The 19648-nt window shown below is 72.7% G+C and carries 15 protein-coding genes and 1 pseudogene; 4 read left to right on the top strand and 12 right to left on the bottom strand.

The genetic code is table 11. From position 1 onward, the window contains the following. Positions 1-17: 17 nt before the first annotated feature. The gene (locus ACZ3II_RS43165; protein WP_465526652.1) at positions 18-1982 is read left to right on the top strand and encodes a methyl-accepting chemotaxis protein; all 1965 of its coding nucleotides are present in this window, start codon (positions 18-20) and stop codon (positions 1980-1982) included. A gap of 11 nt (positions 1983-1993) precedes the next feature. Here the strand turns inward: ACZ3II_RS43165 and ACZ3II_RS43160 are convergent, their stop codons facing one another. Then, positions 1994-2416 carry a hypothetical protein gene (locus tag ACZ3II_RS43160; RefSeq protein WP_465526650.1) on the bottom strand — a complete coding sequence of 141 codons (423 nt, stop codon included), beginning with the start codon at positions 2414-2416 and terminating at the stop codon, positions 1994-1996. A 127-nt stretch (positions 2417-2543) separates the two neighbouring features. Here ACZ3II_RS43160 and fabG point away from each other — a divergent pair, with 127 nt between their 5' ends. Beyond that, complete coding sequence (gene fabG, locus ACZ3II_RS43155; RefSeq protein ID WP_465526648.1) at positions 2544-3281, top strand: 3-oxoacyl-[acyl-carrier-protein] reductase; 738 nt, start codon at positions 2544-2546, stop codon at positions 3279-3281. A gap of 26 nt (positions 3282-3307) precedes the next feature. Here the strand turns inward: fabG and ACZ3II_RS43150 are convergent, their stop codons facing one another. Both ACZ3II_RS43150 and fabI read right to left on the bottom strand, forming a co-directional pair. Next, positions 3308-3937, bottom strand: a complete 630-nt coding sequence (locus tag ACZ3II_RS43150) for a hypothetical protein (protein WP_465526646.1) — start codon at positions 3935-3937, stop codon at positions 3308-3310. 59 nt (positions 3938-3996) lie between these two features. After that, positions 3997-4770 (bottom strand): annotated as a pseudogene (fabI, locus tag ACZ3II_RS43145) (enoyl-ACP reductase FabI); the annotation flags it as partial. A 78-nt stretch (positions 4771-4848) separates the two neighbouring features. On the opposite strand from fabI, the gene ACZ3II_RS43140 reads away from it, so the two are divergent. Beyond that, positions 4849-5064, top strand: a complete 216-nt coding sequence (locus ACZ3II_RS43140) for a hypothetical protein (RefSeq protein ID WP_465526644.1) — start codon at positions 4849-4851, stop codon at positions 5062-5064. A 35-nt stretch (positions 5065-5099) separates the two neighbouring features. Here the strand turns inward: ACZ3II_RS43140 and ACZ3II_RS43135 are convergent, their stop codons facing one another. The 3 genes from ACZ3II_RS43135 to ACZ3II_RS43125 are packed head-to-tail and all read right to left on the bottom strand — an operon-like array spanning position 5100 to position 7756. Beyond that, positions 5100-5867: a thioesterase II family protein gene (locus ACZ3II_RS43135; protein ID WP_465526642.1), complete on the bottom strand. Its 768-nt coding sequence runs from the start codon at positions 5865-5867 to the stop codon at positions 5100-5102. 27 nt (positions 5868-5894) lie between these two features. Next, complete coding sequence (locus ACZ3II_RS43130) at positions 5895-6560, bottom strand: response regulator (RefSeq protein WP_465526640.1); 666 nt, start codon at positions 6558-6560, stop codon at positions 5895-5897. Then, entirely contained in the window at positions 6557-7756 is a 1200-nt protein-coding gene (locus ACZ3II_RS43125; RefSeq protein WP_465526638.1) for a sensor histidine kinase, read from the bottom strand. Before ACZ3II_RS43125 ends, ACZ3II_RS43130 begins: the two co-directional genes overlap by 4 nt. 228 nt (positions 7757-7984) lie before the next feature. On the opposite strand from ACZ3II_RS43125, the gene ACZ3II_RS43120 reads away from it, so the two are divergent. Then, a complete protein-coding gene (locus tag ACZ3II_RS43120; RefSeq protein ID WP_465526636.1) occupies positions 7985-8194 on the top strand; it encodes a hypothetical protein in 210 nt (69 codons plus the stop codon). Positions 8195-8280: 86 nt separating this feature from the next. Here the strand turns inward: ACZ3II_RS43120 and ACZ3II_RS43115 are convergent, their stop codons facing one another. The 6 genes from ACZ3II_RS43115 to ACZ3II_RS43090 all read right to left on the bottom strand — a co-directional run. Continuing rightward, complete coding sequence (locus ACZ3II_RS43115; RefSeq protein ID WP_465526634.1) at positions 8281-9081, bottom strand: ABC transporter permease; 801 nt, start codon at positions 9079-9081, stop codon at positions 8281-8283. Further along, positions 9078-10085 carry an ATP-binding cassette domain-containing protein gene (locus ACZ3II_RS43110; protein ID WP_465526632.1) on the bottom strand — a complete coding sequence of 336 codons (1008 nt, stop codon included), beginning with the start codon at positions 10083-10085 and terminating at the stop codon, positions 9078-9080. Before ACZ3II_RS43110 ends, ACZ3II_RS43115 begins: the two co-directional genes overlap by 4 nt. A gap of 95 nt (positions 10086-10180) precedes the next feature. Further along, on the bottom strand, positions 10181-11161 hold the full coding sequence (locus ACZ3II_RS43105; RefSeq protein WP_465526630.1) for a TauD/TfdA family dioxygenase: 981 nt from the start codon (positions 11159-11161) through the stop codon (positions 10181-10183). A 34-nt stretch (positions 11162-11195) separates the two neighbouring features. Further along, a complete protein-coding gene (locus tag ACZ3II_RS43100) occupies positions 11196-11408 on the bottom strand; it encodes an MbtH family protein (protein WP_465526628.1) in 213 nt (70 codons plus the stop codon). Further along, entirely contained in the window at positions 11405-15193 is a 3789-nt protein-coding gene (locus ACZ3II_RS43095) for an amino acid adenylation domain-containing protein (protein ID WP_465526626.1), read from the bottom strand. The genes ACZ3II_RS43100 and ACZ3II_RS43095 overlap by 4 nt, the downstream gene beginning before the upstream one ends. Further along, the coding region (locus ACZ3II_RS43090) for an amino acid adenylation domain-containing protein (protein WP_465526624.1) at positions 15190-19648 on the bottom strand (4459 nt) is incomplete at its 5' end. The genes ACZ3II_RS43095 and ACZ3II_RS43090, both read right to left, overlap by 4 nt.

Raw genomic sequence — 19648 nt, 5'->3', positions numbered from 1 at the left:
GGGCCGATCGGGAAGGTGTGCCACGTCACTTCCGGTTCACGATCAAAGCCCGCGTCGTCGTCTCGATGACACTGATGCTGCTGGTGTCGATGGTGGCCGTGGTGGCCTGCATCGCCGTCCGTAACGCCGGGGAGGCCCGGGAGACCGGCTTCGCCTACGCGGAGGCCGTCGCGCAGCAGAACGCCACCCACATCGAGGAGGTCATCCTCGCCGGGCTCAGCACGGCCCGCGACATGGCCGGTGTGCTGGAGGCGACGGCCACCGCGGGCGGCGGCCGCCGGCTGGCCAACGCCGCGCTCGAGGCCGTGGTCAGCGCGCACGACGACTACCTCGCCACCTGGACGGCGTGGGAGCCGAACGCGTTCGACGGCGCCGACCGGAGGTACCGCGGCGCCGACGGCGCGCACGACGCGACCGGGCGGTTCGTGCCGTACTGGTTCCGGGACGGCGACAAGATCAGTGTCACCGCGCTGGCCGACTACGAGAAGCCGGGCGCGGGCGACTACTACCTGATCCCGCGGGACTCCGGGCGGGAGAAGGTGATCGAGCCGTACTTCTACGACGTGGGCGGGGTGCAGACCCTGATCACCTCGGTGGCGGCGCCGATCGTACGAGGCGGCAAGGTCGTCGGGGTCGCCGGCATCGACATGTCCCTGGCGACGTTGCAGGGACTGGTCAGCGAGGTGAAACCGTTCGGGACCGGCAGCGCCGTGCTGCTCAGCACCGCCGGAGCGGTGGTCGGCGGAACCGGCGAGGCCGGCAAGCCGGGCCCGGACGACGTCACCGCGCTGGCCGCCGGGGCGGTCCGGTCCGGCGCCGCCGCACAGCAGGTCACCGACGTCGGCGGCGAGGAGACCCTGCGGATCGCCGCGCCGTTGCATCTGGGCGATAGCGACACCTGGACGCTGGTCGTCTCGGTGCCCACCGGCACCGTCCTGGCCGCCGCCGACACCACCCTCAAGGTGAGCGTCGCCCTGGCCGCGGCCGCCGTCCTGATCGCCGCGGTGGCCGCGTTCTTCCTGGCCCGTACGATCGTGCGCCCCATCGAACGCCTCCGCGACCGGATGGCCGAGATCGCCGACGGGGACGGCGACCTGACCCTGCGGGTGCCGGCCGACCGCGACGACGAGGCCGGTGAGCTGGCCGGCGCGTTCAACCGGTTCGTCGAGAAGGTGGCCACCACCATCCGCGGCATCGCCGGGTCCACCGGGACGCTGACCACCGCGGCGCTGGAGCTGAGCACGGTGAGCCGGCAGCTGGAGTCCGGCGCGTCCAGCGCCTCGGACCAGGCCGGGTCGGCCAGTTCGGCGAGCGAGGAGGTGAACGCCGGCGTGCAGGCGATCGCGGCGGGCGCCGAGCAGATGAGCGCCTCGATCGCCGAGATCTCCTCCAACGCCACGCAGGCCGCGCAGGTGGCGGCGCAGGCGGTGCAGATCGCCGAGCGCACCAACGAGCAGGTCGCCGAGCTGGGCACGGCCAGCACCGAGATCGGCGAGGTGGTGCAGCTGATCACCAGCATCGCCGAGCAGACGAACCTGCTGGCCCTGAACGCCACGATCGAGGCGGCCCGGGCCGGGGAGCTGGGCAAGGGGTTCGCGGTGGTGGCCGGCGAGGTGAAGGAGCTGGCGCAGCAGACCGCGCAGGCGACCGAGCAGATCACCGCCCGGATCGGGGCGATCCAGGCGTCCAGTTCGGCCGCCGCGGCAGCGATCGGCGAGATCGCGGAGGTGATCAACCAGATCGGCGACTACACCACCACGATCGCCTCGGCGGTGGAGGAGCAGACGGCCACCACGTCCGAGATGAGCCGTACGGTCACCGAAGCGGCCGGGAACAGCGGCGACGTGGCCCGTACCATCACCGGGGTCGCCGGGGTGGCCGCGAGCACCGCGGACGGCGCCCGGACCACCCAGCAGGCCGCCGCGAATCTCTCGCACCTGGCCGAGGAGCTGACCACCCTGGTGGGCGCCTTCCGCTACTGATTCCCGGCGGCTCAGACCGTGGCGGAGGGCCCGCAGCCGGTCACCGCGCCCGCGACGACCCGGCACACCCGGGCGCCCGCGCCGAACGGCCGGGCGAGCAGCGAGAAGGGATGGGCCGAGACCGCGACCGAGCCGGCTCCGCAGCGCTCGCCCGCGTTGATGACCGTGCCCAGCGAGGTGAACACCTCGACCCGGTAACAGGAGTCGTCGGTGACGGTCAGCGTCCCGTTGACGTGGTGCGTGACGGAACCGGCCCAGATGATCGAGTAGGTGCCCGACGCCGAGGCCGACTGATGGGCGGCGCTCCACGGGATTCCGGCCGCGGCGTTCGCGGGCGCGGCGTTCGCGGGCGCGGCGTTCGCCGGGCCGGCCGGCAGAAGCATCGCCATCGGCAGGACGGCGGCAGCGGCGATGGACGACATTCTCTTCACCATGACGTACCTCTTTCCTTCGAGGGGAATCGACCCGCAGAGGCATTCATCCGCGTGATCGGGACCTTTCTTCGGCGGCCCGGTGCGGTTACCGTTCCTCTGCGATGAGAACCGATGCGGGGGAGGAAAAATGGAGAGCCGGACAGCATTGATCACCGGCGCGGCACGCGGCATCGGCAGGGCCGTCGCCGTGCGCCTCGCCGAAGACGGATTCGACGTGGCTTTCTGTTATCGATCAGCCGGTGAGGCCGCCGAGAAAACGGCCGCCGAGGTGCGCGAGCGGGGCGTACGGGTTCTGCACCGGCAGTGCGACGTGACCGACCGGGCGGCGGTGCACGATTTCGCCGGGGAGGTGCGGGCCGCCCTGGGGCCGCCCGCCGTGATCGTCAACTCGGCCGGGATCATCCGGGACACGTACCTCGCCCTGATGGCCGACGAGCAGTGGGACAGCGTGCTGGACACCAACCTGACCGGCGCGTACAACGTGTGCCGGGCCGTGGTGCGGGACCTGATCCGCCGCAAGGGTGGCGTGATCGTCAACATCTCGTCGACCGCCGGGGTGTACGGCTCGGCCGCCCAGTCCAACTACAGCGCCGCGAAGGCCGGGATCAACGGGCTGAGCCTGGCCCTGGCCAAGGAGCTGGGCCGCCACCGGATCCGGGTCAACGCGGTGGCGCCGGGCTTCGTGGAGACCGACATGACCGCCGGCCTGGACGACCGGATCCGCCAGGAGGCCCTCTCCGCGGTGCCGCTGGGCCGCTTCGGCCGGCCGGAGGAGGTCGCCGACCTGGTGGCGTTCCTGGCCTCCGACCGGGCCGCCTACATCACCGGGCAGGTGATCCAGGTCAACGGCGGGATGACCGGCTGACCGGCCCGCCCCGGCCGGCGGCGTCGTCATGACCGGCGCCGGCCGGGTTCGAGTTCCGGCTCGTCCGACGTCGCCGGCGGCCGCGGCACCGAGAACGTCATCCGCAGCGGCCAGCCGATGAACCAGACGAGCGTCACGACGGTGGCCTGAACGGTGTATCCGTAGATCGCCAGGTTCGGCGGCTGGCCCCCGTCGATCAGCGTGCGCAGGCCGCTCACCAGGTCGTCGAGGCTGTGACCGGACACCACGGCGAGCACCGCGGTCACCGCGCAGGTGATGATCCAGGCCACGAAGCAGCGGATCCAGGCGCCCCACTCGTAGCGCACCCGGGCGGCACCGTACTTCGGCGGCTTGACCGGCCGCGGCCCGCCGGCGAACCGGTGGACGAACCAGCCGTCCGCCCAGCGGATCAGCTGCGGCCCGAAGGCGACGCTGAACCCCAGGTAGAGGGCGGCCAGCCCGTGCGTGGCGTCGATCGGGGAGCCGTTGCGCAGGTCGATCACCGACGCCGCGATCAGGATCAGGTCGGTCACCGGCACGCAGAACAGCAGGAAGCCGCCGAGCCGTTTGAGGCGGAGGACGTACCGGGTGAAAAGGCCGCCGGCCAGGATCAGCCAGAAGCCGATCTCACACGCGACGATGATGGCGACGATCATCGGACACCCACCTCCTCCCGCGGCGAGGCGCTCGCTGCCGTACGCCCGCCGGGCACGTCCCCGATCGCGTGCACCCCGCCGTCGACGTGGATGATCTCGCCGGTGGTGGCCGGCAGCCAGTCCGACAGCAGGGTCACGCAGCTCTTGGCGACCGGCTCGAAGTCGGCCGGGTCCCAGCCCAGCGGGGCCTGCTCGTGCCAGCCCTGGGCCTGCCGGGTGAAGCCGTCCAGGCCGTCCGCCCCGATCCCCACCGCGGCCATGGTGCGCAGCGGCCCGGCGGCCACCAGGTTCACCCGGATCCCGTTGCCGCCCAGGTAGGAGGCCAGGTACCGGGAGCAGGACTCGAGGCCGGCCTTCGCGACGCCCATCCAGTCGTACTGGCTCCAGGCCCGGCTGGCGTCGAAGTCCAGTCCCACGATGGAGCCGCCGGGACCCATCAGCGGCAGCACCGCCCGGGTCACCGCCTGCAGAGAGTACGCCGACACGTGCACCGCCGCGGCCACGTCCGCCCAGCTGGTCCGCAGGAAGGCCCCGCCCAGCGCGCCGGCCGGTGCGTGCGCGACCGAGTGCAGCACACCGTGCACCGCGCCGACGTGCTCGCCGAGCCGGGCGGCCAGCGTGTCGAGGTGCTCCTCGTCGGTGACGTCCAGCTCGACGACCGGCGCCGGGACCGGCAGCCGCCGGGCCAGCCGCTCCACCAGGCCGACGCGCCCGAAGGCCGTCAGCACGACGGTGGCGCCCTGCTCCTGCGCGGTCCGGGCGACCTGATAGGCGATCGAATTCGGCGCTATGACGCCGGTCACCAGAATGTTCTTCCCGTCGAGAATTCCCATTGTCCCCGCCTTTGGAATGATGTCTTCGAAAATTTCCTGGGGTACGCTCCGGACGACCGTCCAGAAAGGACTCAAATCATGATCCTGATCGATGTTGTGGCCGTCTTCCTTCTTTTGCAGGGTTTCGGTTCCCTGGCCCAGAGAATGTCCGGGCAGAACACCGAGGAAAGCTTCTTCATCGTCAACAAGGTGCCCGAGCTGCAACCGTTCGCCAGCATTGCGTTGGGCGTGGCGGGGCTGGCTCTGCTGTTTCTGAGCAGCGTTATCAGAAAGGCCCGGAAAAAGAAGGGCTGACGATTTCCGGTGAATAGTGGCCCCGGACGGGGAGGTCAGCGCACCGGCTGGCCGGCCCCGTCCCGGCGCCCACCGGCCATCGCCACGTCGACGAGCGCGCCGACCACCTCCGCACGCCGCTCCTGGAGGTAGAAGTGACCGCCCGGGAAAACCCGCTCGCCCCGGTAGTGCAGGGTCCGGTCGGCCCAGGCCGCGGCATCGCCGGCGGTCACGTCCTCGTCGCCGTCACCCCGGAACACCGTGATCGGCGTCCGCAACCGGTTGCCGGCCGGCGAGCGGTAGGTCTCGATGACCCGGTAGTCCGCCCGGATCATCGGCAGCAGCAGGTCGCGCAGTTCCGGGTCGGTCCGCAGCAACCCACTGCCGGCGGCGCCGATCCGGTCGATGTCGGCGAGCAGCTCGTCGTCCCCGGCCTGATGCAGGAACTTGGGTTTCCGGCGGTGCGGGGCCGGCTGCCCGGAGACGACGAGCCCCTCCGCCACCACGCCGGCCTTCTCGAGCCGGGCCGCCACCTCGAAGGCGAGCGCGGCGCCCATGCTGTGCCCGAACAGCAGCACCGGGCCGGTGACGATCGGGAGGATCTCCGCGGCGACGACGTCGGCCATCTCGGTCATGCCGGTGACGCAGGGTTCGCTGAGCCGCTCCTCCCGGCCGGGGTACTGCACGGAGTGCTGCCGGATGCGCATCGGCAGCAGGTCCGGCCACAGCCGGAAGAAGCTGGCCGAGCCCCCGGCGTGCGGGAAGCAGAACAGATCGAGGTCAGCCGGTTCCTGGCGAGTGCGGGTGCGTATCCATCGGGACACGGATCCTCCTCCTGGTGAGGGTGACGGCTACTGGCCGTTCAGGTTCGGCAGATCCATCTCCTGGACCAGGATCGCCGCCTGGACCCGGGAACGGAGATTGAGCTTGGTGAGCACCTTGGACACGTGCGACTTGACGGTGGTCTCGCCGATGAAGAGCCGGGCGGCGATCTGGGCGTTCGACAGCCCCTGCCCCAGGCAGACCAGCACGTCACGCTCCCGGTCGGTGAGCTCGTCGAGGTTGACGGTGGGCTTGGCCGGGGGCAGCGGCCCGGCCGTCGACGCGAAGGTGGAGATCAGTTTGCGGGTGATCTCCGGGGCCAGCACACCGTCACCGGCGGCCACCACCCGGACCGCGTCGATCAACGGGCCGGGCTCGACGGACTTGAGCAGGAACCCGGCCGCGCCGGCCCGGAGCGCGCCGTAGACGTACTCGTCGAGGTCGAAGGTGGTGAGGACGAGGACCTCGCACAGGCCCTCCGCGGTCAGGGTGCGGGTCGCGGTGATCCCGTTCATCCCCGGCATCCGGATGTCCATCAGCACCACGTCCGGCCGGCAGGCCCGGGCCTGCGCGATCGCTTCCTCGCCGTCGGCCGCTTCGCCGACGACCTCGATGCCCTGCGCGTTGCTGAGGATCAGCGCGATGCCGGCCCGCACCGATCCGTGGTCGTCGGCGACCACCACCCGGATCGTCATGACTCGCTCACCGTGGCCGGCAGGACGGCACGGACCAGCCAGGAGGCGCCCTGGGGACCGGCCGAGAAGGTGCCACCCACCACGGTGGCCCGCTCCTGCATGTTCAGCAGCCCGTTGTGCCCGATCTCCGGGACCGGGGCCCCGGCGGGCATGTGCCCGGGAAGATCGTTCGTCACTTCCACGATCAGCTTGCCGGTCTCGTGCCGGATGTCGACCCGGGCTTTCGCCCGCGGAGCGTGTTTCAACACGTTGGTCAGCGCCTCCTGGGTGATGCGGTACGCCGTCAGGTCGACGGCCGCGGGCAACGGTGCGCCGGTGTCGAGCCGGCAGTCCACCTCGATCTCCATGCCACTGGCCCGGACCGACTCCACCATCTGCGGCAGGTCGGACAGGCGGGTCGGCGCCTCGGTCTCGTCGGCGCCCGTGCCGTCCGCCCGGAGCAGACGGATCATGGAACCCATCTCGTCGAGCGCCTGCACGCTGTTCTGCCGGACCGAGGACAGCACGCGCCGCACGGTCGCCGGGTCGTCGGCGGTCATGGACAGCACGGCGGCGGACTGGATCGCGATCGAGGAGAGATGCCCGGCGATGATGTCGTGCAGGTCGCGGGCCATCCGGGCACGCTCGGCGGCGATCGCCGCCGAGCGGTCCAGCTGGGCGATCTTGGCGAGCTGGCGGGCGTTGGCGCGTTCCACCTCGGCGATGTTGCGGTGCTGCCGCACGTTCGTCGCCCACCAGATCGGGATGACGATGAACGGCAGGGCGGTGACCGAGCCCATCAGCGGCTCACGCCAGTCCTGCTGCATCAGGAACGAGGCGAGGACCACGACGAGGAGACCGGCCGCGGCGATCGGCACCATGTCGCGGTGCAGCCGGGGCGGGCCGTAGAGGGTGGCGGCGTAGAGCAGGTCGGCGAAGACCAGCAGCACCGGGATGCTCGGGCCGTGCACGGTGTCGGCCGCCACGATCACCGCGCCGAGGGCGAGCGCGACCACCGGGGCCTTGCGGCGCAGCAGCTCGGTGGCGCAGATCGCGATGAACAGGCCGACCCGCATCCCGATCGGAGCGTCGTCGCCGGAGCCGCTCACGTAGAGCGGGTAGAGGTCGGCGACGTAGAGCAGGGTGCCGGTCACGATCGAGCCCACGACGATCAGCAGGTCGCGGCGGTCCGCCGACAGGTCGGCCAGGCGCATCATGCGGCGACCCCGCCCGGCACGGGGAACCGGACGTCAGCGGATCGCCGGCCGTCCCGGCCACAGTGAGTCCCCGTATGCACGAAAGCGACGCTAGCACGCACTAATGAACCTCACATCCTACTAATTGATGAGACGATCTCGTTCCGCTTGCGGATGGCACGGACGGCGATCTGCGAAAGACTCGGAAACATCCGGAATCCTGACGCCGACACCGAGAGAAGTCATTTCATGAGCTCGGAAAACCAGGACAACAAATGGGCGCCGTGGTGGCTTTACGTGGCCGTCATCGCCGGATGCAATCTCGTGAAGAGCAGATTCGTCGAAGACCTGCCCACCGCGCTGAACGGCTTGCTCACCCTCGCCCTCGCCGGGTTCCTGTTCGTCGCCGTCACGGTGGCGTACCGCGGCGTGAAGGGCGGCAGCCGGCAGCGGCACTGAGCGTCCTGCTCCCAGTCCCCCGTCTGGGAGCAGGCACAGGAAGCAGGCGTCCCCGTGACGCCTGCTTCTTGTGTTCCGGGCGCGACTCACCTGGCGGCCGCCCGGCGGAAGGCCCGCAGGCTCAACGGCACGAAGACGGCGAGGATCACGCCCGAGCACAGCACCGAGTAGAGCACCGCATTCTCGGCCGGCCAGCCCGTCATCCGTTCCACCCCGGCCGGATTGGCATTTCCGAAGAGATCCCGGGTGGCATTGATGACGGCCGTGATCGGATTCCATTCGGCGAGGGTCCGCAACAACGGCGGCATCGACCGTTCCGGAACGAATGCGCTGGACACGAAAGTGAGCGGGGTCAGCCAGATCAGGCCGGCGCTCTGCGCCACCTCCGGATTGGGCGAGAGCAGCCCGACCAGCGCCCCGATCCAGGACATCGCCAGCGCGAAGAACAGCAGGAGCAGGTACGCCAGGAGGACGTCCGTCAGGCTGCCCCGGACGCGCCAGCCGATCGCCGCGCCACAGACCGTCATCACCACCAGCGCCACGACGCTGACCGCCAGGTCGGAACTGGTCCGGCCGACCAGCACGGCGCTCGGCGAGATCGGCAACGAGCGCAGCCGGTCGATCATGCCGCTGTTCAGGTCCGTTGCCAGGCCCATCACGGTGAAGGCGGAGTTGAAGGCCAGGGTCTGCGCCAGGATGCCGGCCAGCAGGAACTCCCGGTAGGCGGGGCCGCCGAGGAGCCCGCCGAAGAGGTAGCCGAACAGGGCCACGAACATGATCGGCTGGAGCACCGCAGCGAAGATCCAGTCCTGGGTACGCCGGACATTCAGCAGATTGCGCCAGGCCACCACGGAGGCGTCGGAGAAACCCTTGGTCATCACGGTCATCGGCGGAACCATCGCTTTCGGCGGGGTGCCTCCGGTGCCGGGGCGCCGGACGGCTCGTGCTCGGTGAGCATCAGGAAGACGTCGTCCAGACGGGGCCGGTGCAGCGACACCTCGACGACCTTCACGGCCCGGGCCTCCAGCCGGTCGAGCACCTCCACCACCACCTTCGTCCCGCCGACGACGAGCACGTGGGCGCGGCGCATCCGGGCCTCCACCACCGGTTCCGCGGCGCCCAGCTCGGCGAGGACCTCGGCCAGCGGTTCCAGCCCGGCCGGGTCGGCGACCACCACGTCCAGGCGTTCCCCGCCGACCTTCGCCTTGAGCTCGTCGGCGGTGCCGTGCTCGACCACCCGGCCCCGGTCGATCACCGTGATCGCGTTCGCCAGCTGGTCGGCCTCCTCCAGGTACTGCGTGGTCAGCAGCACCGAGGTGCCGTCGGCCACCAGTTCCCGAACCATGTCCCAGGTGTCCAGCCGGGATCGCGGGTCCAGGCCGGTGGTCGGCTCGTCGAGCACCACCACCGCCGGCCGGGCCACCAGCGCGCCGGCCAGGTCCAGCCGGCGCCGCATGCCGCCGGAGTACGTCTTGGACAGCCGGTCCCGGGCCGCTTCCAGCCGGAACCGCTGCACCAGCTCGTCGGCCCGGTCCCGGGCGGCCCGTCGGCTCAGACCGTAGAGCCGGCCGACCAGGTAGAGGTTCTCGAAGCCGCTGAGGTTCTTGTCGACCGCGGCGTACTGGCCGGACACCCCGATCGAGCGGCGCACCCCGGCGACGTCCGTGCCGAGGTCGTGCCCGGCGACCCGCGCCCGGCCGCCGTCCGGTTCCAGCAGGGTGGTCAGGATCCGTACCGTGGTGGTCTTGCCGGCGCCGTTGGGCCCGAGCAGGGCCAGCACCTCACCACGGGGCAGCACCACGTCGATGCCGTCCAGGGCGCGATGCTCGCCGAAGTGTTTGACGAGACCACGGGCCTCGATGGCCGGGCCGTCCGTGTCCGCTTGGTTCATCCTCATCCCTCGTGCCGGTGTCATCCCGGTGGATCGGTGCCGCACAGGACCGGACGCGGCGGCCCGGGGGACGGGCCGCCACATCCGGCGTCCACCTAGGCCGAGACGACGTAGCCGTCGCCGGCCCGGTGGGACCGGGATCGCCGCAGGTCCGCCAGCACGAAGGTGCGCTGGAGCCAGCGGTCACGGCCGTCGTAGCGCGGGGTGAACGCCGACCTGCCGTGCACGGTGACCCGGTTGTCGACGATCGCCAGGTCGCCGGGCCGCAACCGGATCGCCATGTGCAGGTCCTCGAACCACTTGGAGAGCTCGCGCAGCGCCGCCTCGGCATCGCCGTCGAGCGGCTCGGTCGCCGCCTCGTCGATCCGCAGGTCCGGGTCGGCCGGGTCGCCGAAGAGCACCGCGTGCGGCTCCGCGGCCGCGGACGCACCGCCGAACGACGGCGGCGCCGCCGTGACGAACCGCGGCTCGCGCAGCACCTCGAGCGCCTCGTCGCTGAGCTTCGGCAGCAGCTGCCGGGAGCAGACCAGCCGGAGTTCGGCGATCTCCTCGTGGTCCGACCGGACGCACAGCAGTTTGACGAAGTCCGGCCGGTGCGGGTGGAAGGCGTTCTCGGTGTGGAACGTCAGGTGGACCGAGCCGGCGTTGCCCTGCACGTCCTCCCGGCCGGGCACCGGGACGACGTTCTGCACCAGCGCGCCGGCCTTCTCCGGGCGGAACGCGGCCGGGTCGCCCAGCCCGTGCGCCACCAGCATCAGCGCGGTCGCGGACACGGTCGCCTTGCGCAGCACCGAGTTGTCAGCGGTCGGGGTGGCCGGCAGGTCCTCGTCGATCGGCAGGTTGCGCAGCAGCAGCGCGCCGCCCGGCCCGGAGTCGCGGCGGAACTCCCGCAGGACCCGGCGCAGGCCGGCCGGCGCGTCCTCCCAGGCGTCCCGGGCCGAGGCCACCCAGGCGGCCGAGTCGATGTCGCCGTCGTGCCGGGCCTGTACGGCCCGGCACAGCCGGCCGAACTCCCGGTTCTCGCCGGCTTCCAGGGTGGCGACGGTCAGGGGGCCGTCGTTGTTCTCGTAGCGCATGGTGTCCGTCTCCCCGTTTGAAGGATGGCGTTCGTCAGTTCGGAGCGCTGGCCGCGATCAGGCTGTTCGGCCGCATGTCGGTCCAGTTCTCCTCGACGTGGGCGAGGCAGGACTCGCGGTTGCCGGGACCGAAGGTGATCTGCCAGCCGGCCGGCACCTCGACGAAGTCGGGCCACAGCGAGTGCTGCCCCTCGTCGTTGACCAGCACCAGGAAGGTGTGTTCGTCGTTCTCGAAGGGATTGGTCATCGGAGGTCCTCCTTGTCCTGGGCCGTGGCCTTGTTGACGGCCACGGCGACCGCGCCGAGTACCTCCCGGCGCGTCATCTCGGAGTGCGTGAAGTCGACCGGGCGGACGTCGATGTCCCCGGTCACGTGCGGCGACCAGCTGCCGGGCGTGTGCACCGCGCCGGCCGCGGAGTCCTTGGCCTGGAAGAACAGCAGGTCGCCGTGGTGGACGCCGGGGGTGTGCCCGAGCACCGCCCGGGTGGTGGCGAGGAAGGTGTCCAGCAGGCCGCCGGCCACCTCACCGGTGTCGGCGTCGGCGAGACCGGCCTCCCGGCGTACCAGGTCCAGCACCCGGGCCCGGCCGTCCGGCCGGTCCAGGTCGGCGACGGTGAGGCCGGTGCCGACGAACGCGCTGTCGAAGACCTCGTCGCGACCGGCCGGCCCGGTCCGTCCGGCGGGGTACGCGTCCAGCAGCACCAGCAGATCGACCTCGCCCGCGAGCAGGACGGCGACCTCGTGTGCCAGATGCCCCCCCGCCGACCAGCCGAGCAGCCGGTACGGCCCGTACGGGCGCACCGCCCGGATCCGCTCGGCGTAGTGCCGGGCGAGACCGGCGATCGTCTCCCGCCCGGTGGGTTCCGGCGCGTTCAGCCCGAACACCGGCAGGTCCTCGTCGAGTTCGCCGAGCAGGCCCGCGTACCCCGCGCTCAGCCCGGCCGCGGGCGGCAGGCAGAACAGTGGCGGCCGGTCGCCGCCGGGCCGCAGCGGCAGGACACCGTCGTCACCGGTGTCGATCCGCCGCGCCAGGGCCGCCGGGGTCGGCGCCTCGAAGACGGCCCGCAGCGGCACCTCGGCGCCCAGCGCGGTCCGGATCGTGCCGACCAGGCGGGCCGCCAGCAGCGAATGGCCGCCGAGGGCGAAGAAGTCGTCCTCGGGACCGACCGTGCCGAGGCCCAGCACCTCGGCGAAGGCCTCGCACAGCCGCAGCTCGGTGGGCGTGGCGGCGGCCCGGCCACCCCGGCTGCCGCGGTCGGGGACCGGCAGGGCGCGCCGGTCCAGCTTGCCGCTGGCGGTCACCGGCAGCCGGTCCAGGTGCACGAACACGGCCGGCACCATGGCCGGCGGAAGGGTGGCGGACAGGTGGGCGGTGAGGTCCGCGTCCCGGGGCGCGCCGCCGTCGCCGGCCACCACGTAGCCGACCAGCAGCCCGCCGGTGACCAGCACCGCGCACTGCCGGACCCGCGGGTGCCGGCCGAGCACCGCCTGGATCTCGCCGAGCTCGATGCGCTGCCCGCGGATCTTCACCTGGTCGTCGGCCCGGCCCAGGTAGATCAGATGGCCGTCGCCGGACCACCGGGCCAGGTCGCCGGTGCGGTACATCCGGGCGCCGGGCGGGCCGTACGGGTCGGCGACGAACCGTTCCGCGGTACGGCCCGGCTGCCCGAGGTAGCCGCGAGCGAGTTGCCGGCCGGCCAGGTACAGCTCCCCCGGCACACCGGGCGGCACCGGGGCGAGCCGGTCGTCCAGCACGTAGGTTCCGGTGTTCCAGACCGGCCGGCCGATCGGCACGACGGTCTCGTCACGGGCGCACGGCCAGGCGGTGACGTCCACCGACGCCTCGGTCGGCCCGTACAGGTTGTGCACCTCGGCGCCGGTCAGGTCGAGGCAGGCGTCCTTCGCGGCGACCGGCAGCGCCTCCCCGCTGCACAGGACGCGCCGCAGCGTGCCCCGGCAGCCCGCGGCCGCCGGCTCGGCGAGGAACACCTCGAGCATCGACGGCACGAAGTGCACGGTGGTGACCCGGTGCCGGCGGATCTCCCGGGCCAGGTACGCCGGGTCGCGATGCCCACCGGGCCGGGCCATCACCAGTCCGGCCCCGGCCGTCAGCGGCCAGAAGAACTCCCAGACCGAGACGTCGAACCCGACCGAGGTCTTCTGCAGCACCCGGTCCTCGCCGGTGAGGCCGTATTCGGCCTGGGTCCAGGCGAGCCGGTTGACGATGCCCCGATGCGGCACCCCGACGCCCTTGGGCACACCGGTCGACCCGGAGGTGTAGATGACATAGGCGAGGTCGTCCGGGTGGGTCCGCCGCCGGCCGGCGGCGGTGATCGCGTCACCCCGCGCCGACCAGGACGCCACCTCCGCCGCGTCGTCCAGCACCAGGACCGCCGCCGCGTCGGCGATCATCACCGTCACCCGCTCGGCCGGGAGGTCCGGATCGATCGGCAGGTACGCGGCGCCGGCCTTGAGCACCGCCAGCAGCGCCACGACGAGTTCCACCGAGCGGGGCAGCGCGACCGCCACCACGGTGCCCGGCCCGGCGCCCCGCTCGATCAGGTTCCGGGCCACCCGGCCGGCCCGCTCGTGCAGGTCCGCGTAGGTCACCGTCGCGTCGCCGGCGATGACGGCGATCGCGCCCGGATCGGCGGCGGCCCGCTCCTCCAGCAGCACGTCGAGGGTCCGGCCGGGCACCGGGTGGGCGGTGGTGTTCCAGTCGCGCAGCACCAGGTCCCGCTCGGCCGGCTCGATCAGGGCGACCTCGGCGACCGGCCGGTCCGGGCCGGTGGCGACGGCGGTGAGCAGCCGGATCAGCCACCGGCCGAGCCGGGCCGCGGTCTCGTCGCCGATCAGATCGGGCCGGTGGTCCAGGCGCAGCGACAGGCGCCGGCCGGGGATGCCGATCACCGTGACGGCGTAGTGCGTGGAGTCGCGCGCCGCCATGTCGGTCACCCGTACGCCGTCCCGCAGCGGCACCGGGTCGCCGGATCCGATCGGGTCGGCCGGGTAGTTCTCGAAGACCAGGGTGGTGTCGAACAGCTGCCCGCGCCCGGCCTGCCGCTGGATCTCGGCGAGCGGCGCGAACTGGTGCGGCAGGAGCGCGGTCTGCCCGTGCTGCACATCGGTCAGCAGGCCGGCCAGGGTGGTGCCGGGCGCCCAGGTGACCCGTACCGGCAGGGTGTTGATGAACAGGCCGATCATGCGTTCCACGCCGGGCAGCTCGGCCGGCCGGCCGGCGACGGTGCCGCCGAACACCACGTCGCGGCGGCCGAGGAGCCGGCCGAGCGCCACACCCCAGGCGACCTGGACGACGGTGTTCAGCGTCCAGCCGCGGCTACGGGCCACCGCGGTGAGCAGCGCGGTGTGCTCCTCGGAGAGTTCCACCACGTGCGGGCGCGGCAGGCACGGCGGCCCGCTCTCGTGGGCGCCGCCGGCCAGCGCCGGTTCCAGGGTGTCGTCCACCACCGCCCGCCAGGCGTCCAGCGCGGCGGCCCGGTCCTGCCGGGACAGCCAGGCCAGGTAGTCGCGGTACGGGGTGACCGGCGGCAGGGCCGCGCCCTCGTACCCGGTGAACAGCTCCTCCAGCAGCAGCGGCACGGACCACCCGTCGAGCAGGATGTGGTGCAGGGTGATCGCGATCCGGTGCCGGCCGGGCAGCCGGTAGAGGGTGAACCGCAGCAGCACGTCCTCGTCGAGGGCGAAACGGCGGCCACGCTCGCTCTCGTGGTGCGCGGCGAACTCCTCCTCGCCGGCCACCTCGACGACCTCCCAGGGCACGTCGACCGTCCGGCGGATCACCTGCACCGGCTCGTCGAGGCCCTCGTGCATGAAGACGGCGCGCAGGTTGGCGTGCCGGGCCACCAGCGCCTGCGCGGCCGCACGCAGCCGCTCCTCGTGCACCGGGCCGTCCATCTCGGCGTACAGCTGCACGGTGTAGAGGTCCGGGCCCCGCTGGTCGTAGCGGGCGTGGAACAGCAGTCCCTGCTGCAGCGGGGACAGCGGCAGGACATCCTCGATCGCGGTGGTCACGACTTCCTCGCAGCCTTGTTCAGCTTCGCCTCGAGCAGATCGATGCTCTGCTGCGACAGCGACACCATGGACAGGTCGGACGGGGTCAGGCCGCCGGCGCCCGGAGCGGCGGCGTACCGGGCGAGGGCGTCCAGCGCGTCCGCCCACAGGCCGGCGATCTCGGTCACCTCGTCCCGGGTGAGCAGCGCGGCCGGCCAGGTCAGATCGGCCACCAGCCGCGCCTCCCCGGCGGTCTCCCGGACCAGGGCGTTGACCTCGAGTACGTGGCCGAACGCCAGCGTCGGGTCACCGATCGCGCCGCCCGGACCGGTGCCCTCGCCGGCCACCCGGCCCAGGTAGTTGAAGCCGATCGGGGCCGGGTCGGCCGCGGCCAGTCGCTCGGCGGTCGCCGGGTTGAGGTACCGCAGCAGACCCCAGCCGAGGCCGTGGTCGGGTACCGCGCGCAGCGACTCCTTGACCCGTTTCACCGCCGTTCCGGTGTCCGGGCCGGCCGCGGTCAGCGCCGTCCAGGGCTGCTGCGGCACGTCGAGCCGGACCGGGTGGATCGCGGTGAACCAGCCGACCGTCCGGGACAGGTCGAGGGCCGGGTCGATGACGTCCTCGTGCCGGCCGTGGCTCTCCAGGTCGATCAGCGGGATCCGGGCCCCGGCGCCGTGCCGCCGGGCCTGGAACTCACCGACCGCGAGCCCGAAGCCGGTCAGCAGCACCTCGTGGGTGGCCAGGCGGAACGCCGCCGGCACCGGGCCCAGCAGCGCCGCGGTCCGGGTCGCGTCCAGTTCGAGCAGGTGCGAAGCCGCGGTGGCGAGGGTGTCCCGTCCGGCGGTGAGCGGGCCGGCGCCGAACCGTGGGGCGGCCCCTCCGGCGACGTCCCGCCAGTACGGCAGCTGGCCGGTCCAGCGGGCGCCGGCGGCCGCCTCGGTGAGTTCGGTGGACCACCGGCGCAGCGAGGTCCGGACCGGCTGCGGGGCGGCGGCGCCCGGCGCGGCGCAGGCCTCGGCCAGGTCGGGCAGCAGGATTCGCCAGGACACCTCGTCCACCACCAGGTGGTGGGCCAGCACGAGCAGCCGGCCGGGACCGTCGCCGGCGTCGAACCAGACCACCTGGAGCATCACGCCGAGTTCCGGGGCCAGCCGGCGCCGGGCGGCCTCGGTCTCGCGTTCCACCAGGCTGTCCGGGGCGTTCCGCGCGTCCACCCGGGTGACCACCTCACCGGCGGCGACCGCGCCGGGCGGCGGGACCAGCAGTCCCCCGGCGTCCAGTCGCGCCCGCAGCGCGTCGTGGTGGTCGAGCAGCGTCTGCACGGCCTCCAGGAGGGTCGCCTCGGTGAGGCCGGCCGGCGCGCCGACCAGATAGGACTGGTTGAACCCGTCGATCGCCCCGCCGCCGGCGCGCAGCCAGTGCATCACCGGGGTGAACGGGACCAGGCCGGTGCCGTCGTCGGGGTGCTCCAGCGCGTCGGCCGGGCGCCGGGCCAGGCCCGCGAGCCGGCGGACCGTCCGGTGCTCGAACACCTCCCGCGCGGTGAGCACCAGACCGGCCTTGCGGGCCCGGCTGACCACCTGGATGGACAGGATGCTGTCGCCACCGAGCTCGAAGAAGTCGTCCTCGGCCCCGGGTTCGGTCCGTCCCAGGACCTCCGCGAAGACCCCGGCGAGGGTACGTTCCGCTGCCGTCTCCGGCGATCCGCCGAGACCACCGGCCTCCCGTTCGGGCGCCGGCAGGAGCTTGCGGTTCACCTTGCCGGAGCCGGCGAGCGGGAGGGCGTCCAGTGTCACGTACGCCGACGGCAGCATGTACTCGGGCATCGCCGCGGCCGCGAACCGGTCGACGTCGGCCGGGTCCACGCCGGCGGCGCCGGGGACCAGGTAGGCGACCAGGCGCCGCTCCCCCGGCCGGTCCTGGCGGACCATCGCGACGGCCTGGGTGACGGCGGGGTGCCGTTCCAGGACCGCCTCGATCTCGCCCAGCTCGATCCGGAAGCCCCGCAGTTTCACCTGGTCGTCGGCACGGCCGGCGAACTCCAGCGCCCCACCGGCGACCCGGCGCACCAGGTCCCCGGTCCGGTACATCCGCTCGCCGGGCAGCCCGTACGGGTCGGCGACGAACCGCTCGGCGGTCAGCGCGGCCCGCCCGTGGTAGCCCCGGGCCAGCCCCGCGCCGGCAATGTAGAGCTCGCCGACCGTGCCCGGCGGCACCAGCCCGAGGTAGGGGTCGAGGACGTACGCGAACGAGTTGTCCATCGGCAGCCCGATCGGCACGGTCCGCGGCAGTTCCGCTCCGGGCGCGACCGGGTGGCGGGTGGCGTAGGCGGTGCCCTCGGTCGGCCCGTACACGTTCACCACGGTCAGGGCGGGGCACGCCTGCCGTACCCGGGCCATCGCCTCGGTGGGCGCCGCCTCGCCGCCGGTCCACAGCTCGTGGAGGCCGGTGAAGCTGTCCGGCGCCTCCTCGGCGAAAAGCCGGAACAGGCCGGTGGTGAGGAAGACCGTGGTGATGTCGTGGGTCCGGGTCAGCCGGCGCAGCGTCTCGATCTCCAGCTCGCCGTCCGGGGCGAGCACGATGGTCCCGCCGGTGAGCAGCGGCACCCACTGCTCGTACGTGTTGGCGTCGAAGGCGTGCGACGAGTGCATCAGCACCCGGCGGTGCGCCGCGCCGTAGAACTCCTCGCAGGTGGCCAGCTCGACGACGTTCCCGTGGGTCACCGTGACGCCCTTCGGCACCCCGGTGGAGCCGGACGTGTACATGATGTACGCGGCCTGGTCGAGCCCGATGGCGACGTCCGGCGCCCGGTCGGGAGTGCCGGGCGGCTGGTCGGCCCGCAGCACCGAGCCGGTGACCCGGAGCCCGTCCGGCAACGTCTCCCGGTCGGTGAGCAGCAGCGGGGCCGCCACGTCACCGAGGATGAAGTTGAGCCGTTCCAGCGGGTAGGAGTCGTGCAGCGGAACGTAGACGCCGCCGGCCTTGAGGATGCCGAGGACGGCGACCACCAGGTCGGGCGAGCGGCCGAGCAGTGTCGCGACCCGGGTCTCCGGCCCCACCCCGGCGGCGAGCAGCCGGTTGGCCCAGGCATTGGCCCGGCGGTCCAGGTCCCGGTAGGTCAGCGTGCCCTCGCCGGAGACGATCGCCGGGGCGTCCGGGAGGCGTGCCGCCCATTCCTCGAACTGGGCGACGACTGTCGTGCCCGCGGGGTGGCCCACCGTGTCGTTCCAGACCCGCAGCTCGCGGTCGCGTTCGGCCGTGGTGAGCAGATCGGTGTCGTGGATGCGCCGGCCCGGATCGTCTGCCAGGGCGGTCAGCACCCGGGTGAGACGGCTGCCGAACGCCTCGACGGTGGCGTGGTGGTAGAGGTCCCGGGCGTAGCCGATGACCCCGCTGATGCCGGCCGGGCCGCCGTCGGCGTCGAACGACTCCTTCAGATCGACGGTGAGGTCGAACTTGGCCGGGCCGGCGCCGAGGTCCACGGCCTCCGCGGTGACGCCGTCCAGCGGGAGGTCCGGGTCGGCGTTGTTCTGCAGCGCCAGCATGATCTGGAACAGCGGGTGCCGCGACAGCGACCGTTCCGGCTTGAGGTCGTCGACCAGCCGGTCGAACGGCAGGTCCTGGTGGGCCAGCGCGGCCAGATCGGTCCGGCGCACCTGGCTCAGCAGCTCGGCGTAGGCCGGGTTCCCGCCGGTGTCGGTGCGCAGGACCAGGGTGTTGACGAAGAGGCCGACGAGGTCGTCGAGGGCGGCGTCGGTACGGCCGGCGACCGGGGTGCCGATCACGATGTCGGTGCCGGCGCCGAGCCGGGTGAGCAGGGCGTTGAGGGCGGTCTGCAGCACCATGAACAGGCTGGCGTTGTGGTCGCGGGCCAGCATGGCGAGCCGCCGGTGCAGGCCGGCGTCCAGGTGGTACGCGACGACGCCGGATCGGTGGGTGGACGCGGCCGGGCGCGGCAGGTCGGTGGGTAGTTCGACGGCGTCCGGCAGGCCGGCCAGCCGGGTACGCCAGTGGTCGAGCTGGCGGGCCAGCATGCCGCCCTGCTGCTCCTGCTCCCAGAGCGCGTAGTCGGCGTACCCCACCGGCAGCGCCGGCAGCGGGTTCGCCGGGTCCCGGTACGCCTCGGCGAGGTCCCGCAGCAACGGCGCCAGCGACCAGCCGTCCCCGGCGATGTGGTGCAGCAGGAGCAGCAGCACGTGTTCGCCGGGCGCCTGGCGGAACAGCCAGGCCCGCAGCGGCAGGTCGGTGGCGAGGTCGAAGCGGGTGTCGGCGGCGTGCTGGAGCCGGCTGTCCAGGTCGCCGGGCGGGCAGGTGGTGACGGTGATCGCGTGGTCCAGCCGGGCTCGTGCCTCGGCCGGGGTGAGGATCTCCTGGTACGCCCGCCCGTCCTGGTCGGGGAAGATGGTCCGCAGGGTCTCGTGCCGGGTCACCACCGCCGCGATCGCCTCGATCAGGGCGTCGGTGTCCAGGTCGCCG

This window comes from Actinoplanes sp. NPDC019969, from assembly GCF_055562375.1.
This window is presented reverse-complemented; position numbering and strand designations above follow the sequence as displayed.

Excerpts from the sequence above, each read along its gene's own strand:
- ACZ3II_RS43125 (WP_465526638.1), bottom strand. The coding sequence starts at position 7,756 with ATGATGCGCCTGGCCGACCTGTCGGCGGACCGCCGCGACCTGCTGATC.
- ACZ3II_RS43120 (WP_465526636.1), top strand. The coding sequence starts at position 7,985 with ATGAGCTCGGAAAACCAGGACAACAAATGGGCGCCGTGGTGGCTTTAC.
- ACZ3II_RS43110 (WP_465526632.1), bottom strand. The coding sequence starts at position 10,085 with ATGAACCAAGCGGACACGGACGGCCCGGCCATCGAGGCCCGTGGTCTC.
- fabG (WP_465526648.1), top strand. The coding sequence starts at position 2,544 with ATGGAGAGCCGGACAGCATTGATCACCGGCGCGGCACGCGGCATCGGC.
- ACZ3II_RS43160 (WP_465526650.1), bottom strand. The coding sequence starts at position 2,416 with ATGGTGAAGAGAATGTCGTCCATCGCCGCTGCCGCCGTCCTGCCGATG.
- ACZ3II_RS43130 (WP_465526640.1), bottom strand. The coding sequence starts at position 6,560 with ATGACGATCCGGGTGGTGGTCGCCGACGACCACGGATCGGTGCGGGCC.
- ACZ3II_RS43115 (WP_465526634.1), bottom strand. The coding sequence starts at position 9,081 with ATGACCGTGATGACCAAGGGTTTCTCCGACGCCTCCGTGGTGGCCTGG.
- ACZ3II_RS43140 (WP_465526644.1), top strand. The coding sequence starts at position 4,849 with ATGATCCTGATCGATGTTGTGGCCGTCTTCCTTCTTTTGCAGGGTTTC.
- ACZ3II_RS43100 (WP_465526628.1), bottom strand. The coding sequence starts at position 11,408 with ATGACCAATCCCTTCGAGAACGACGAACACACCTTCCTGGTGCTGGTC.
- ACZ3II_RS43150 (WP_465526646.1), bottom strand. The coding sequence starts at position 3,937 with ATGATCGTCGCCATCATCGTCGCGTGTGAGATCGGCTTCTGGCTGATC.
- ACZ3II_RS43105 (WP_465526630.1), bottom strand. The coding sequence starts at position 11,161 with ATGCGCTACGAGAACAACGACGGCCCCCTGACCGTCGCCACCCTGGAA.